At 68.6% G+C, this 15472-nt stretch carries 13 protein-coding genes; 12 read left to right on the top strand and 1 reads right to left on the bottom strand.

The genetic code is table 11. The features are described 5' to 3' along the window. The first annotated feature begins 73 nt into the window (after positions 1-73). From ABZX85_RS35695 to ABZX85_RS35750, 12 genes are all read left to right on the top strand, one after another. The gene (locus ABZX85_RS35695; RefSeq protein WP_355878261.1) at positions 74-472 is read left to right on the top strand and encodes a hypothetical protein; all 399 of its coding nucleotides are present in this window, start codon (positions 74-76) and stop codon (positions 470-472) included. Continuing rightward, the gene (locus tag ABZX85_RS35700; RefSeq protein WP_355878264.1) at positions 469-1140 is read left to right on the top strand and encodes a DUF6875 domain-containing protein; all 672 of its coding nucleotides are present in this window, start codon (positions 469-471) and stop codon (positions 1138-1140) included. Before ABZX85_RS35695 ends, ABZX85_RS35700 begins: the two co-directional genes overlap by 4 nt. Continuing rightward, positions 1071-1913: a hypothetical protein gene (locus tag ABZX85_RS35705; protein WP_355878267.1), complete on the top strand. Its 843-nt coding sequence runs from the start codon at positions 1071-1073 to the stop codon at positions 1911-1913. Before ABZX85_RS35700 ends, ABZX85_RS35705 begins: the two co-directional genes overlap by 70 nt. Then, positions 1910-2338 carry a GNAT family N-acetyltransferase gene (locus tag ABZX85_RS35710; protein WP_355878270.1) on the top strand — a complete coding sequence of 143 codons (429 nt, stop codon included), beginning with the start codon at positions 1910-1912 and terminating at the stop codon, positions 2336-2338. The genes ABZX85_RS35705 and ABZX85_RS35710 overlap by 4 nt, the downstream gene beginning before the upstream one ends. A gap of 305 nt (positions 2339-2643) precedes the next feature. Beyond that, on the top strand, positions 2644-3882 hold the full coding sequence (locus tag ABZX85_RS35715) for a helix-turn-helix transcriptional regulator (protein ID WP_355878273.1): 1239 nt from the start codon (positions 2644-2646) through the stop codon (positions 3880-3882). Positions 3883-3990: 108 nt separating this feature from the next. After that, positions 3991-4431, top strand: a complete 441-nt coding sequence (locus ABZX85_RS35720; protein ID WP_355878276.1) for a hypothetical protein — start codon at positions 3991-3993, stop codon at positions 4429-4431. Beyond that, positions 4431-4625, top strand: coding sequence for a hypothetical protein (locus ABZX85_RS35725; protein WP_355878279.1), 195 nt, complete (start codon positions 4431-4433; stop codon positions 4623-4625). The genes ABZX85_RS35720 and ABZX85_RS35725 overlap by 1 nt, the downstream gene beginning before the upstream one ends. Before the next feature lie 126 nt (positions 4626-4751). Then, positions 4752-5744, top strand: a complete 993-nt coding sequence (locus tag ABZX85_RS35730) for a hypothetical protein (protein ID WP_355878282.1) — start codon at positions 4752-4754, stop codon at positions 5742-5744. A 54-nt stretch (positions 5745-5798) separates the two neighbouring features. Then, positions 5799-7307: an amino acid permease gene (locus ABZX85_RS35735; protein WP_355878285.1), complete on the top strand. Its 1509-nt coding sequence runs from the start codon at positions 5799-5801 to the stop codon at positions 7305-7307. Then, on the top strand, positions 7307-8686 hold the full coding sequence (locus ABZX85_RS35740) for a glutamine synthetase family protein (protein WP_355878288.1): 1380 nt from the start codon (positions 7307-7309) through the stop codon (positions 8684-8686). The genes ABZX85_RS35735 and ABZX85_RS35740 overlap by 1 nt, the downstream gene beginning before the upstream one ends. A 114-nt stretch (positions 8687-8800) precedes the next feature. Beyond that, positions 8801-10171, top strand: a complete 1371-nt coding sequence (locus ABZX85_RS35745; protein WP_355878291.1) for a NucA/NucB deoxyribonuclease domain-containing protein — start codon at positions 8801-8803, stop codon at positions 10169-10171. A 28-nt stretch (positions 10172-10199) separates the two neighbouring features. Then, the gene (locus tag ABZX85_RS35750; RefSeq protein WP_355878293.1) at positions 10200-10703 is read left to right on the top strand and encodes a hypothetical protein; all 504 of its coding nucleotides are present in this window, start codon (positions 10200-10202) and stop codon (positions 10701-10703) included. Between the two features lie 97 nt (positions 10704-10800). Here the strand turns inward: ABZX85_RS35750 and mobF are convergent, their stop codons facing one another. Next, complete coding sequence (mobF, locus tag ABZX85_RS35755) at positions 10801-15201, bottom strand: MobF family relaxase (RefSeq protein ID WP_355878295.1); 4401 nt, start codon at positions 15199-15201, stop codon at positions 10801-10803. Positions 15202-15472: the final 271 nt, after the last annotated feature.

Genomic DNA, 15472 nt, shown 5'->3' on the forward strand with positions numbered 1-15472 from the left:
CACCGCCGAGTGCCGGGAACCCCCACGAGCGGTTCCCGGCACCCCTATCCAGTCAGACGAAAAGGAGTCCGGCGTGCTTTCTGTGGAAACCCCCGCGAGGACCGAGCTGGGCAGGTTCTTCGAGGTCTCGGCCCGGCAGTTCGCCGCCGATCAGCCCGTACCCGAGATGTTCTCGGCCGCCGTCGACGCGGAGTGGCACCTCCTCCTGAACGACCCCGAGTACGGGGCGTTCTGCGCTGAGCACGCGGGCCGACTGGTCAACCACGTCGAGAACACCGGCTTCGGCAGGGTCTCGTGGGTCGCCGCGTACGAGGAGATGTTCGGCCCGCTTCCGGAGGTGTGGTTCACCGACGCCGACGGCGTACTGAACGAACGGGCGCTGACACGCTACCGGGAGACCGGCGAGGTGTGGGCGGAGTGGGACTGCACCCCTCTCCCCAGCGACGACGTCGTACCGCCCGCCGCCGGATGACGACCGGCCCACGAACAGGAGCGCCCCGGACCCTCGCCGGGGCGCTCCGCCTCGTCGAGGCCCAGACGGCCGAGCCCTGCACGGTGGACGTCGCGGGGTACGTGGACGCGGTGTCGGCGCACTGCCCCTACCTCGCGCCGTCCATACGCCGCGGCCTGACGACCTGGACGGTCTACGAAGTCGCAAGCGACGAACGCAAGTTCGTCGAAGCGGGGCTGTTCCACGCGGGTGTCCAGGCGGCGGAGTGGGTCCGCCCCCTCGCGGCCCGCCCGCACGGAGCCCTGGTGTGCGAGAACGTCGTCCTCCTCGGGGACACGGGCCGTCTCCTGGACTGGCCGCACTGGGCGCTGAAGCACCTGTACGGCCCGGTCGGCCTCATGATCGGCAAGTTCCACCACGGCGAAGAACGGCTCGACCGCGAAGACCTGCCGATCCCGCCTCCGCCGTACTCGTTCTTCCCGGTCCGCCCGGCCGTCCGCGCCCGGGACCCCCGTTTCCTCGCGGACACGCCCGAACTCGCGGACGCCCTCGCCGTCGCGGTGGACGATGGACGGGACGTCTTCGCCCAACTCCCTCACGACTGGCAGGCGGTAAAAGCATGGTCGCGTTCCCTCCCTGTCCCCCCGAGGCCCGCACGGCAGCGGAAACCGCCTGCGGAGGCGTCGTAGAGCTGAAGGAGCTGACCAACCGGCGGGGTTCGGCCGTCTGGAAGGCCACCGGCCCGGTGGGAACAGTCGCGGTGAAGACCGGCTACGACGACGCCGTGGCCGTCACGGTCCGGGAAGCGGCGATGCTCGACGCCCTCCCCGGCCACGAGGTGACCGCCGGCCGCTACGACGGCGGGGCGTGGCTGGTCACCCCCTGGCACGACGGCCCCTCGACCTGGAAGACCTTCACGGCCGTACGCGCGGGCGACGGCGACCGCGCACCGGCCCTCCGCGCGGCTGTCGAGTTGTGCCGGGCCGTCGCCGACCTGCACGCCTCCGGCTGGGTCCACGCCGACCTCCAGCCCGCCCACGGCATCCACACCCCCGACGGCGTCCGCCTCATCGACTTCGCCTGGTCCCGCCCAGAACCCCACGGCCCCGTCGACGGCTACCGCGGCGGCATCGTCCACCTCATGGCCCCCGAACTCGCCATCGCCGCCCGCGACAAGAACCCCGTCCTCGCCACCCGCCACAGCGACGTATACGCCCTGGCGGGCACACTGTGGACCTGCGCGTCGGGAACCTGGCCCCTCGACTACCAAGCCGCCGGCATCGACCGCCAGGCCGTAGGCCAGGACGGCATCCGCGACGCCATCGCCACCGGCGGCATCCCCTTGTCCCCGGCCACGTGGTCCACGTTCCACGACGCCCTGCGCCCCGTCCTCACCGCGCCACCCGAACACCGGCCCACAGCAGCCGAGTTGGCACAGATCCTGTGCACCGTCGAGCAATGATCTCCCTCCGCGAACTGCACCCGGACGACGCACCCGCCCTCCAGCACATCTACAGCGAACCCTCCGTACGCCACCTGCCCAGGCCCGCCATGACCACCGCCTCGGCCATCGCCTGGCTGACGGCCCGCGCTGCCGAACAGCGCGCGATCCCAAGGACGTTGTACTGCTTCGGCATCGACCACGCCGGTGATCTGATCGGCGTGGTCAAACTCCGTGTCGAGGGGACGACCGCCGCCCTGAGCTATATCCTCCGCGACGACGTCTGGGGGCACGGGTACGCGACCACAGCGGTGACCCTCGTACTCGACTTCGCGTTCAGGACTCTCCAACTGACCTCGGTCACCGCCAAACACCACCCCGACAACCACGCATCGGCACGGGTCCTGGCCAAAACCGGCTTCACCCACACCGGCCACGGTGCGTAGCTGAATGGGGCTCGTCGACAGCGAGGCCAGACCGGAGATGCACACAATCTGTCCGTAGGCGCTTTCCGAAAACCCCTTGACGACCAGCGCACGAACTCACCTCAAAACTGACCTATTTCACATAAATAGCACCGCTTTAACCTCTTCACGAACACGCGATGCGAGCCCTCGTCCTGGCATCCGCAGCCCCCGCACTCAAGGCGTCGCGCTGTCGATCCCGTTAACGCTCGGCAACCACAGGCGCGGGACAACTCCCTTTCCGTACCCTGATTCGAGTCCTCCATCGCGAAGGGAAAGAACCACCGATGAGTGAAAACCTGACGCTGGGACGCCGACTCCGTACGGCACGCAAGACCCGCCAACTCTCCGCCGCCCAGCTGGCGCAGAAGGTCGCGGTCTCCCCGAGCTACATCCAGAAGCTGGAGTCCGGCGCGCGGAAGGCTTCACCGTCGCTGATCCTGGCGCTCGCCAAGGCGCTGCGCTTCGGCCCGGAGGTACTGACCGGGCAGCCGTACTACGGGGAGCCGGAGGCAGAGGACCGCGTGCACGCCGTCATCCCCGAACTCCGCCGCCTTCTCCTCTGCTACGACAGCCCGGACGACCTGGAGATCGCACCGCGTTCTCTCGCGGTGCTCGCGTCGGAGGTCGACCAGGTGACGACGCTGCGCCGCGACGCGCGGTACGCACCGATGGGCCCCCTGCTCCCGCCGATCATCACCGAACTCACGCACGTGGCCCTCAACAGCCGGGGCGAGGAACGGAGCAAGGCGTTCTGGCACCTGGCCCGGGTCTACCGCGCGGTGAACTCCCTCGCGCACAAGATGGGTCACCACGACCTGTCGAGTACGGCGCTGGAGCGGGTCCGCTGGGCGGCGGACCGCTCCGACGACCCGCTGATGCAGTTCACGGCCGGCTACCTGGTCACGGGGGCGATGCTCCGCCAGGGCGCCTACACCACCGCGCGCCGTAAACTCCTGCAACTGCGCGGTGAGTTGGAACGCCTCCAGCCGGAACGCTCGTACTCGGACGACGCCCTCGCGATCGACGGCGCGCTGCTGCTGAAGCTGGCGGTCCTGGAGGCGCGGGAGAACAACGCGGACCGTGCGGACGCGTACCTGCGGGAGGCCGAGCAGGTGGCGGCTCTCGCGGGGAACCGGGACTCGCTGGCGTACGAGATGTCCTTCGGGCCGACGAACATCCGTATCCACGAAGTCCACGCGATGATCGACATGGGCGACACCGAGCAGGCGCTCGCCCACCTCACCGAGTGGGCCCCGGCCTCCGGCGGCGAGTGGACGCCGCCGGTGACGACCGTCGGGGAGCGGTCGAGCCATCACTTCATCGACGTGGCGTCCGCGAAGCTGACCGCCGGGGACAGGGTGGGCTCCTTCGCCGACCTCAAGCGCGCCCGGAAGGTCGCCCCGAACCACACCCGCTTCCACCCGTCCGTCCGGGAAACGACGGCGGCACTGCTCAGGGTGGAGTCGAACCCGTCCAACGAGCTGTCCGCGTTTGCGAGTTGGACCGGCCTAAGCTCAACGTGACTGTTTGTCAAGGGTCTTGGCGAGCGGACCCCACGGACAATCTGTCCGCGCACCGAACTCGCTGAATGGAATGGTCTCTTCACACATAGTGGTGAGGAGGCCATTTCCATGTCCGACGTCAATCCCGCGGCCCACGCCCGCCCGCCGCGCTGGATGCCCATCGGGGAAGAGTCCGAGCTGTGCTCGGCGGGCTTGTGGTGGGACGTCGTTCGTGCCGGGGAAGCCGTGGGCAACCGCGCGATCGAGATCCTTCGCGAGCGCCACGAGCCCCTCGGGCCGGTGATCATGGACTTCGGGGGTGCGGAGCCCCGGCTGTACTTCCTCGTCCCCGTCGGCACGGCGGCGAACTGGACGGAGCCGGAGACCGTCGCTCTCGGCCAGAACTGCCACGTCGTCGTACCGTCCGTCGAGACCACGACGCCGCCGGGGATGCACTGGCACGTCCCCGCGAGCGGCCCCCGGACGCTGACCCTGCCCCCGGCGCTGCGCCGCGCCCTGATCCAGGCACGCGGCGAGCGGCGCGGGACGGCGGGGGAAACGGCCCCCTGATGTCCCTAAGCATCTCCTTCGCGCTGCTGTTCGGGATCATCGTGGTCCTCCTGATCCGGGGCAACGCGGTGAAGACCGGCCCCGAGATCGCCTGCGTGCTCTTCGGGTTCTTCCTCGCGAGCAGCTCCCTGGCCCCGAGCATCAGCAACCTCGTGACCGGCGTCGCCGACGCGATCGCTCAGATCCGCCTCTGACCCCGTCTTCTCCCCCCACCCCCTTCCCGAGGCCCTCATGACACCGACGTCCGAAATCGTCTGTCCGTCACCACCGCCCGTTGCACCGCGCCGCCCCCGCTGCTCTCATCAGGGAAAGGCACACTGATGCGCCTCGTGTACCACCCGGCCGGCCACGACGACGAACTCCGCGTGGCCCTCGTCGAGTTGGAGGCGGGCCGTTGGAGAACGGCACGGGAGCTGCTGCTCGCCACGGGAACGCACGGCGCACTGCGGACGTCGCGCACGCAGGTGCTGGCCGTAGCCGCCGCGAGGTCGGACGTGGTCGGCGTATGGCTGCGCGAGGAACCCCACCACTACGACGCCCACCTCATGAACGCGCGGGTGGCCGTCGAACGCGTCCTGCGAGCACACCGCCAACACCACCCCCGTACCTGGGAGTTCGAAGCGGACGCGCGGCGCGCGGTCCTGGCGGCGGCCCGCCGGGCACCGGACGACCCCGTGCCCTGGGTGTGCCTGCTCGCGCTGGCCCAGGTCGACACCCGCCAGCAGTACTACGAACACCGCATCCCCGCACCGGAGTTGATGCTCCCCTCCGGCCCGTGGGGCATCCTCGACCAGGTCGACCGCCGCGATCCCTACAACCGCGAGGCGTACCACCGGACGGTGCAGTTCCTGCTCGCGCGCGACGCCCTGCCCACCGCCTCCCAGGCCGCCGTCTTCGACCTCGGCCGCAGCGTCGTCTCCCAACAGCCTTCGGGGTCACCGCTGTTGCTCCTGCCCGCGCACGCGCTCGTCGAGCAGCGGCGGCGCATCAAAGTGGACCCTCTGTGGCGCCGCCAGTGGCTGGAGGAGCCGCATGTCGGCTACAGCCTCAACGCGTTCCGCAACTGGTTCCACCGGGCACCTCCCACCCTGCGGTCGGTCGCCGACCTGAACCTCCTCGCCTACATCCTGTGGGCCGGCGCCAAGTACCAGGAAGCCGCCGAGGTGTTCGCCGCACTCGGCCCCTACGCCTCCCGCGAACCCTGGTCGACCGTGTGCGAACGCACCACCGGACCCGACCCCGGTGAAGCGCTCCTCCTGCGGGCGCGCGCGGAGTCCCTCGCCTACGCACGCCGCACATCGCATCACCCCTGATCTCTATTGGCATGAACCTGACCATCTCGTTTCCCGATCTCCGGAGGTGGACCTGTGAGTCCCAACCGCCATGCCTCACACCGAAAATCCGATGACGCCTACCTGCGGGAACTGGGATACGAACCCGTCCTCACCCGCCGCATGGGCCCGTTCGGGAACTTCGCGGTCAGCTTCTCCGTGATCAGCGTCCTCAGCGGCTGCATGACCCTGTACGGGTTCGGAATGAACACCGGCGGCCCCGCCGTCATGCTGTGGGGCTGGGTCGCCGTCGGCGCCATGGTCATGTTCGTCGGCGCCGGACTCGCCGAGGTCACCTCCGCCTACCCGACCTCGGGCGCCCTGTACTACCAGGCCGAGCAGCTCGGCGGACGGAAGTGGGGCTGGTACACCGGCTGGCTGAACCTGCTGGGCCTGCTGGGCGCGATCGCCGGAATCGACTACGGCGCCGCCCTGTTCACCGGCGCGTTCCTCAACCTCCAGTGGGGGATCACACCGACACCGGGGAAGATCATGGTCATCTTCCTGTGCATCCTCGCCCTGCACCTCACGCTGAACTGGTTCGGGGTACGGCTGGTGAGCATCCTCAACAGCATCAGCGTCTGGTGGCACGTCGCCGGCGTCCTGGTCATCGTCGGCGCCCTCGCGATCGTCCCCTCCCGCCACCAGTCACCGGGGTTCGTGTTCGGGGAGTTCGTGAACAACACCGGCTGGTCCAGCCCCGTCTACGTCGCCCTGCTGGGTCTGCTGCTGGCGCAGTACACGTTCTGCGGGTACGACGCCTCCGCGCACCTGAGCGAGGAGACCACCGACGCACAGGTCTCCGCCTCGCGGGGGATCATCCACGCGATCGGCTGGTCCTGGCTCGCCGGGTTCGTCCTCCTCGCGGGACTCACCTTCGCGATCCAGGACTACGCCGGCACCGTCGGGACCGCGACCGGGGTTCCGCCGGCGCAGATCTTCCTCGACGCCCTCGGCCTCACCGGCGCCAAACTCCTGCTCTTGGTCGTGATCGTCGCCCAGTTGTGCTGCGGCAACGCGGAGACCGCGGCGGCCAGCCGGATGGTGTTCGCGTTCTCCCGGGACGGCGCCCTGCCGGGCTCGGCGCTGTGGCACCAGGTCGACGCCCGCACCGGCACCCCGCGCAAGGCCGTGATCCTGGCCGTCGTCTGCGCGGCCCTCCTCGCCCTGCCGAGCCTGTACAGCCCGGTCGCGTACGCGGCGATCACCAGCATCAACGTCATCGGCATCACCCCCGCCTACGCCATCCCGATCTACCTGCGCGTCAAGAACCGCCACCGCTTCCGCCCCGGCCCGTGGAACCTCGGGAGCTGGGGCGTGATCGTCGGCATGGTCGCGGTGGTCTGGGTCGTGTTCGTGACCCTGCTGTTCTGCCTCCCCCAGACCGCCCCGGTCTCCGTCGACACCTTCAACTACGCGCCCGTCGCGCTGCTCGTCGTCCTCGTCCTGGCCTGGGCCTGGTGGCACAAGCAGGGCAGTACGTACAAGGTCCCGGCTCACAGCTCCGACCGCTCGGCGTCGTCCTACGAAAGCGAGATCGTCTGATGACGGCCACCGTCAACAACACCCACCTCGTCCCCGAGAACGAAGCGGGTCTCCCCCTCGCCGACCTCGTGGAAGCGGGGACGATCGACACGGTCCTGCTCGCCCTCCCCGACCTCCAAGGCCGCCTGAAGGGCAAGCGCTACGACGCCCGCCACTTCCTCACCCGCATCGCACCCCACGGCACCGAGATGTGCGCCTACCTCCTCGCCACCGACGTCGACATGAACCCCGCCGACGGCTTCGCCCTCACCTCCTGGGACACCGGCTACCAGGACCTCCCCGTACGACCGGACCTCACGACCGCCCGCCGCATCCCGTGGATGCCGCGCACCGCGATCATCCTCGCGGACGCGATGACCCCCGAGGGAACCCCCGCAGAGATCGCGCCCCGCCACATCCTCGACCGCCAGCTCACCCGCCTCGCCCGCCACGGCCTGCACCCCAAGACCGGCATCGAAACGGAATTCGTCCTCTACAAAGGCACCCACAACCACCCCGGACCCCACCCCCACCACCCTCTCCACCCCCTCACCACCGAGAACCTCGACTACGCCCTCGACCACAACCCCACCTCCGACCGCTTCTTCCGCCGCCTCCAACGCGCCCTCGCCGCAGCCGGAATGCCGGTGGAAGCGATCAAGACGGAAGCGGGACCCGGCCAGGTCGAAGTCACCTTCCCCTACGGCCCCGCCCGCGACGCCTGCGACAACCACCTCCTCTTCAAACACGCCGTCCGCACCCTCGCCACCCGCGCCGGCCTGACCCCCACCTTCATGGCCGCCCCCGAAACCGGCCGCGCCAACGGCCTCCACCTCCACCTCTCCCTCTGGTCCAACAACACCCCCCAACTCAACAACCCCGACGGCACCCTCTCCACCACCGCCCACCACACCATCGCCGGCCTCCTCACCGCCCTCCCCGAACTCGCCCCCTTCTACGCCCCCACCACCAACTCCTACAAACGCTTCACCCCCAACTCCTTCGCCCCCGCCACCTTCAACTGGGGCCACGACAACCGCACCTGCGCCATCCGCGTCATCGGCCACAACAACACCCTCCACCTCGAAATCCGCGTCCCCGGAGCCGACGCCAACCCCTACCTCGCACTCGCCGCAACCCTCGCCGCCATCACCCACGGCATCGACCACAAACTCGACCCCGGCCCACCCGAAACCGGCAACTCCTACCGCACCCACCACATCCCCGTCCTCCCCACCCTCGCCGACGCCCTCACCGTCTTCGAAGACAGCACCCTCGCCCACGACGCCTTCGGCACAGACGTCATCGACCACTACGCCCACCTCGCGAAACTCGAACTCGACCACGAACGAACCCACGTCACCGACACCGAACGACGACGCTGGCTCACCCGCGCCTGACACAGACACATGCCCTCTCCGCACCGAGCCGCCCTCTGCCCGGCAGCGTGGCCAGATTATCGAAAATATGTTCGCATACCACATGCCACCACGCTTGGATCAAGGGGACCAGGCATGAACACGACATCACAACGTGTTCATGCCGCTTGCCCAAAAACAGGGGGGCACAACTTGAGATTGAAGAATCTGTTGGCCACTGGCGTCATCACGCTGGGGCTGCTGGGCAGTTGCCTCAGTGCTGCCCAGGCAGCCGACGACCCTACAGTGGCGGAGATGCCCACGCGGGTCGTGAGCCAGGCCACGGAAGACACCATCCCGTTGCCGGAGGACCTGGACGAGTCGTCGGTCGAACTGGACGACCTGGTCTCCTCGTTGCCCGATCCGCAGGACGACACACCGACGACTTCGGACACCCCGTCGGATGGGATGTCCCAAGAACAGAGCATCGACTCCGATCCGGTGGCGACCGCCGGTGAGATCCAGTCGAGTTGCCTCGTACAGAAGGCCATCGCCGCCGCCAAGGGCAGTGATGAGCCCGTCTCGTGCGCGAACTGGAGCACAGACATCCCCGAGGCCGACATACGCAAGGCGTCTTCCGCCTGGTCCACACCGAAATGGTGCGGCGAGTCCGGCATGAACAGATGGTTGGTCAACCGGTTCAGGGCGTGCGGGGTCTTCTCCGCCAAAGTCACCATCTGGGACCCGCGCAGCGGTGCGGTGATCGGCACGCTCAACTACCTCGTGCGCGCTTACGCCTACAGCACTCGGGACTCGAAGAACTGGGCCTACCAGGTCGAACTGATGGAGGTCTCCAGCACCGCCCGGGCCAAAGGGTTGACGGTCTCCGGCAGCACGACGTGCTCCGGCAAGTGCAGGGTGACCAAGAGCACCTTCCCCGCCCAGGTCATGAGCCAGACCAAGGACGTTGTCGGGCAGTCGTTCATGGAGCCCACGATCGCCCTTTCGCCCAAGGGGCAGAGCGGCTGGGGGCAGGCCACTGCCGGGTGGGTCTTCACCCGCCCCGACGTAACCCCGACCAACCGCATCACACTGCCCACCCCGGGCGTACGGTGCGACAACGCCTTCCCTGGAACGTCGAAGCCCGGCTGCGTGATGCCGGTCATCCCGGAGTTGGCCTACGCACGGCACGGGGAATACCCGGAACTCGCCGATCACATCCAGGACGCGCAGAACAGCGGTCTGCCCGGCAAGCACGGCACGAAGAACTACCTCACCCGGGTCACGAACAAGACGCGGATCAACGAGAACCGAAACGCATCGTGCCCGTCAAGCCTGCCCCGACCGACCGGCAAGGACTGCGACGAGTACCCCATGGCCTCGACGTGGCAGGGCGGCAAAACCGGCAAGTTCAGCCGACGCATGATCGACAAAGACCAGAACCGCAGCGGAGGCCGGACCCTGGCCAACTTCTACCTGTACAACCGCATCATCGAGAAGGACCGTTTCCTGGTGTGGATCAAGTAGACGCTACAGACAGGCGAGGAACGTAGTAATGGGCAACGTGGCGGTCGAGCGGCGCAACGGCGATGTTCCGGTGCAGTACCACCAGTTCGACATCAAGGACGAGGACGGCCCCACCGGCCCAGAACTCAACTACAGACAGAACGGGATCATCGGAGTCCTTGACGGCGTCATCGTCGTCACGACCGGTATCCACACCGGCTCCGTCGATGTCGACATCGCCCTCCACGAGACGGAACCCGCTCCCGACGACGGAGCCTGGGAGGAGATCGTGGAGATCTCCGCGCGCTCCGTCTCCGGTGACCTCCAGGTCCGCGGAATGATGGACGATCTAGACGAGGAACTGCCCGTCCTGGCCTTCCAAGGGCCCGGCGACTACCGGCTGCGTCTACACGCACGCGGCAGGGACACCGCCATCGACCTCGCCCCGGACGAGATCACCGAGTGGTACCTCGTCCAGGTCTGGCCGGAGCCCACCCGACCGATGTCCGTACTCCGCCAGACCGACAGATTCGGTGCATCCAACCGCGGTTGATGAAACGAGCAGCCCGTCTGCCTGTCCACAACACAGCCCTCTGCGGACAGGCAGACGCGGCCGACTGGCAGAGCCCGGTATTCCACGGCCACGAACCTCAGAGCCCCTCCACGGGCAGTGGATGAGACGGCTCAGGACCGGGGAAGTAAGTGGCTGCCTCAGTTCCGCGCTTGTGCGCGGCGTCGTTTCGCCGAGAGTCTCTGGCAACAGACCCCGGGTCCTCGAACCTGTCGTCACCAAGCGTTCGGCTTTCCAGTTCGGCACAGAGTTTCGCCTCCCGCTGAGCCGCGCCCTGCGCCAGGCTTCGTGCCCTACGTGCCTCGCCCTTCAGCTGCTCAGCGGCCTGTTCATCATCACCGTGAGCACGGTGAAGCAGGACAGCCTGGTCGTTCCGGCTCCTCCCCTTGTCGGCAAGCACTCCTTCATGTTCTTCGACTGGCCCAGCCGTGACAGCCAGTCCAGGGAGACGGCCATGCAGAACCCGCAGATCACGCGCCGCTTGGGCGTCGTACGCACGCAGGTTGTCGCGTTCGGTCTCGGCAAGGAATCGCTCCTCGCCGCGCAGAACGTGTCGGCCGAACCGACCGACAGTGGCCAACCGCTGTTCGAGTTGGTGCAGCCGCTCCGAAGCCTTGATCCGGGCGCTGGTGCACTGATCAATGGCAGCGGTGACCGTCCGGACCTCGCAGATCGCCGCGGCACGCACAGCAAGATCCTCGTGCTGTCGCCGGAAAGCCAGGACCGCAGGGCCGGTGCCGGCCAACGCCTGTTGAGCGGCATGAGCAGCCTTTGACTCCGCCTTGTCCGCTGCCGCCGAGGTACTGCGAGCGGCCGTCGCTGCCTTGCGGATCGCGTCGCGCAGGGCGTTGTTGCTCAAGTGCGCGTACGGGCGATTGGCGGTCGGCGCGGTGACCTCTGATGACGGGGACGGAATTCTGCGGCTGCTCAGGCTCACGGTCTCCGGCTCGGCATCGCCGTGCGAAGGCTCAGCGGCTCCCGGTGCCCGCGGAACCGGGAGATCGGCGACGGCCTCACGGACGTGCGCGGGGACGGCGTTCCCCGGCAGCTCGGTGAGGATCATCCGCTCCTCGGTCCCGGCCTCGATCTCGCGGATGAGCCCGGCGACCGCACGGTCCAGTTGCTCCCGCTCGTTCTCCGGTTCGCCCGCTCGGGCGCGGTCGGCCTCGGTCTCGTAGACGGACAGCGGGAGGAAGAGGTGGGACTCCTTCTTGTCGCGGGACAGCATCGTGTAGAGGGCGTTGGCCTGGGCGCCGGGTCCATAGACCAGGGCTTCCTGCACGCTCAGCCCCTGGCTCTTGTGGCCGGTGATGGCGTACCCAAGGCTCAGACCGCCTTGTGCGATGTAGTCGGTGTCGACCCATTCGGCGTGGTCCTTGTGGCCGTCGGAGGTCTTCTCCCGCCACTCGACAAGGACGCGTCGTTCGTCGTCGACGGCGCGGACGATGCCACGGAAGCCGTTAAGAACGTCCTCGCTCTCCCCGCTCGTGCGCCTGGCCCGGTAGTCGTTGGCGCGCAGGAGGACTTGGTCGCCGACCGACAGGACGAGTTCGCCTCCGCCCGCGAGGACATAGGTGTGTTCGGGGCCGGTGAAGTCACCACCGGCTTTACGCAGGGCGCGGGCGCCGAGGTTGAGTTCGTCGACGATCTCGTTGGTCGCTGCGAGCATGAGGAGCTGCTGGACGGCGGTGTGGTCGTCGTCGTACGCGATGCGCTTGTCGGCCCACACGGTGAGCATGGCCGCGAGCGTCTCGTCCTTGTCTGCGAGCGCGTGGACGCGGCCCGTTCCGGTGAGCGTGCGCAGAGATTCCACGCGTTTGCCATCGCGCCAGAACTGGAGCGCGCGGCGCTCGACGACATCCCGCTGCCGAAAGTTCTCGTTGAGCGTGAGGCCGTCGACGAGGTGGTGGACGGCGGCGAAGTGGCCGCCGACGCCGGGTGAGTGGAGCTGTTTGGGGTCGCCGATGCCGACGACCTTCGTGCCGGTCTTCGCGGCGTGCGCGAGCAGCTCCGCGATGTCGCGGTCGTCGCACATGGCGGCTTCGTCGACGACCAGGACGTCCACGCCGGCCAGGCCAGGGCCGTCGGCGCGGATGCCGGTGAGCCAGGAGGCGAGGGTGCGGGAGGTGATGCCGGCTTCCGCCTTGAGGTTGGCGGCGGCGACGGCCGCCGTGCTCGCGCCCGCGACGACGAGTCCGTGGGCCTGCCATGCCTGGCGGGCGGCGTCCATGATGGTCGTCTTGCCCGCGCCCGCGACGCCGATCACGCCGTCGATGCCGTGTCCGGCGGTCAGGAGCCGGTCGAGTACGGCGCGCTGTTCGACGCTGAAGGCGAAGCCCTGCTGAGCCTCGGCCGCCGACAGGGTCATCGCGACGGTGTCGGTGCTGACGATGGCGGCCTGTTCGCCGAGCCTGCGGGTCGTCTCGGTGACGATCAGGGTTTCGGCGGCGACGATGTCGGTGGTGGTGTAGCGGTCGGCGTGGGTGTAGTGCTGGGCGCCCTTGGGCTTGAGCTGGACCGCGTAACCAGCGTGCCGGAGTACGGACTTGGTGAGTTGCTCGGCCTCGGTGGCGGTGGCGATGCCGTAGGGGAGGGCGTCGAGGACGGCCGCGATGGCGGCGGCGTGGGTGAACTCCTTGGAGTGCGCGGTGAGTCCAGTCTTCGGGTCGAAGACGAGCGCGCACAGTTCGTCCAGGGCCGGGTTGACCGCGGGTGCGTCGTCGTGGACGGTGGCGGTCGTGAGGGCGGCGGGGTCGTCCCCGGCGGCTCGGCCCTCCGCCTGCCAGTACGCGCGCAGGACGTCGTCCGCCACCCCCACCGCCTCGCCGTTCTTCGCGGCCTTGGAGACGGCGGAGGCGGCGGTGCGTTCGCGCAGGGTGGCGCTGTCGTAGTCGAGTCCGAGGCGGGTGAGGAGTTCGCGGACCTGGCTGTCGCGCTTGCTGAAGAGGCGGATGGTGGGCTCGGGGATCACGGCGATCTCCCACGCGCCGGTGCGCGCTTCGCGGCGGAAGCGGATGCCGTAGCGGTCGGCGAGTTCGCGTCGTACGCGGGCGTTCATCAGGGCCTGCGTCGCGCGGGCGTGACGGTGCAGGTCACGGCCGCCAGCGGCGACGGTGGACCACTGTCCGTCGGTGCCCTTGACCATGTTGGCCAGGGTGAAGTGCAGGTGGAAGTGGGGATCGCCGTACGGCGCACCGCCGACCGGGCGAGCCGCGCGGTGGATCATCATCCAGCCGGAGAACCCGCTCGTGCCGACCGTGCGAGCCTCCTCGCCGTCGCCGTGTCGACCGCGCATCGCGTACGCCGTCCACCGCTCCAGCGCCTCGACGGACTCGCGTCCCGCCGCGACGATGACGGACTCGACCTCGTCGGCCATCTCCTGCGGCGCGTACGCCAGGAACACCGACTGCGACTTCGGGAGGTCCAGGGTGACGTCCGCGCCCCGGTTGCCGACCTCGACCCGGCCTTCCCGCTGGGCGGCCTTGATCTCCTCGACGTCCCAGACGTCGGCGGGATCGATGCCCGCGGCCTTGGCCATCGCGACGGCCTCGCGGACCGCCATCGGGAGGTCGCGCAGGCGCCGTCCGGCTTCTGCCTCGGTCTGGAGGTGGCGGCGTTTCATGGACGCGGAGTCGAAGAGGTCGGTGGACTGTTGACCCGTTTCGCGGGCCTTGTTCCGTACGGCGTTCAGGAGCGCGCGGGCGTCGAGGCGTCCGCCGGCCTCGGCGAGGAGGGCTTGCTCCAGGTGCTGTTCGCCGTACAGGTCGACGGCGTTGATGCCGAGCGCGTCGGCGAGGGTAACGAGGGTGGAGGCGGGGACCTTGTGGGCTTCGCCGAAGCGGACGAGCTGGCGTTCCATCCGACCGAAGGCGTCCTTCTTACGCTTCGAGTCGAGCAGGGACGCCGGTGTCACGCCGCGTTCGGCGGCGGTGCGGCGGATCGCGCGGACCAGGGGTGCGGCGGGGAGCTTCGCGGCGGGGGCGACGGCGAGTTTGGGTTCCACCAACGTCCGGCCTGTACGCGGGTCTTCGCCTCGCATCAGGCGGCGGGCCGCCGGGAACTGGTCGGGGGACAGCACGTTGCCGGGGGTGATGCCGAACTCGGTGAGGCCGTTGCCGATCCACACCAGGGGGCGTTCGCTCGCGTCGAGGTGGTAGTCGATCTGGCCGTCGGCAGCGGGGGCGGGGAGGACCTCCTCGCCGTACAGCGTGCGGGCGTCGAGCCCTGCGGCTGCGGCGACTTCGACGGCGTCGAACCCGGTGAACCTCGCGGACTTGGCGTTGCGTATCTGGGTGCGGGCGCGGAAGAACGCCTTCTTCGCCTCCGCCGCGCCGAGGAGCGCGGCGACGGTGGTCCCGATCTCTTCGGCCTTGGCCTCGATGGCGGCGATGAGGGGAGCGGCGTCAACAGTGGTCGCCTTCCCGCACCCGTGACCTCCGGTCAGGCGGTACTCGACCTGCCCGTCCGACGGACCGATCATCGTCACCCACCCCAACGGCCCGCCCACCTCCCGTCCGAGAACCGACCAGATCAGGTCATCTTGGCCAATTGTATCGTCACGAAGTGACGATACCTTGGTCCTCTTTTTCAAGATCGATACAGGAAACCTGGGGTTACTCAGTTCCGCAGGGGGGTTGCAGGCAAGGCGCGTTAGGAGACTGTTACCTCTTGTCGAGCCGTTACCAGATCGACAAGAGGTAGTCGCGGGGCCGGAACTGGCTGATTGTTCTAAGCGAAGGTTTAACCAGCAG

This window comes from Streptomyces sp. NPDC004539 (assembly GCF_040610055.1).
Taxonomy (GTDB): Bacteria; Actinomycetota; Actinomycetes; order Streptomycetales; family Streptomycetaceae; genus Streptomyces.

Coding starts and splice junctions, on each gene's coding strand:
- ABZX85_RS35720 (WP_355878276.1), top strand. CDS start 3,991: ATGTCCGACGTCAATCCCGCGGCCCACGCCCGCCCGCCGCGCTGGATG.
- ABZX85_RS35745 (WP_355878291.1), top strand. CDS start 8,801: ATGAACACGACATCACAACGTGTTCATGCCGCTTGCCCAAAAACAGGG.
- mobF (WP_355878295.1), bottom strand. CDS start 15,201: ATGATCGGTCCGTCGGACGGGCAGGTCGAGTACCGCCTGACCGGAGGT.
- ABZX85_RS35710 (WP_355878270.1), top strand. CDS start 1,910: ATGATCTCCCTCCGCGAACTGCACCCGGACGACGCACCCGCCCTCCAG.
- ABZX85_RS35725 (WP_355878279.1), top strand. CDS start 4,431: ATGTCCCTAAGCATCTCCTTCGCGCTGCTGTTCGGGATCATCGTGGTC.
- ABZX85_RS35740 (WP_355878288.1), top strand. CDS start 7,307: ATGACGGCCACCGTCAACAACACCCACCTCGTCCCCGAGAACGAAGCG.
- ABZX85_RS35705 (WP_355878267.1), top strand. CDS start 1,071: ATGGTCGCGTTCCCTCCCTGTCCCCCCGAGGCCCGCACGGCAGCGGAA.
- ABZX85_RS35700 (WP_355878264.1), top strand. CDS start 469: ATGACGACCGGCCCACGAACAGGAGCGCCCCGGACCCTCGCCGGGGCG.
- ABZX85_RS35715 (WP_355878273.1), top strand. CDS start 2,644: ATGAGTGAAAACCTGACGCTGGGACGCCGACTCCGTACGGCACGCAAG.
- ABZX85_RS35750 (WP_355878293.1), top strand. CDS start 10,200: ATGGGCAACGTGGCGGTCGAGCGGCGCAACGGCGATGTTCCGGTGCAG.
- ABZX85_RS35730 (WP_355878282.1), top strand. CDS start 4,752: ATGCGCCTCGTGTACCACCCGGCCGGCCACGACGACGAACTCCGCGTG.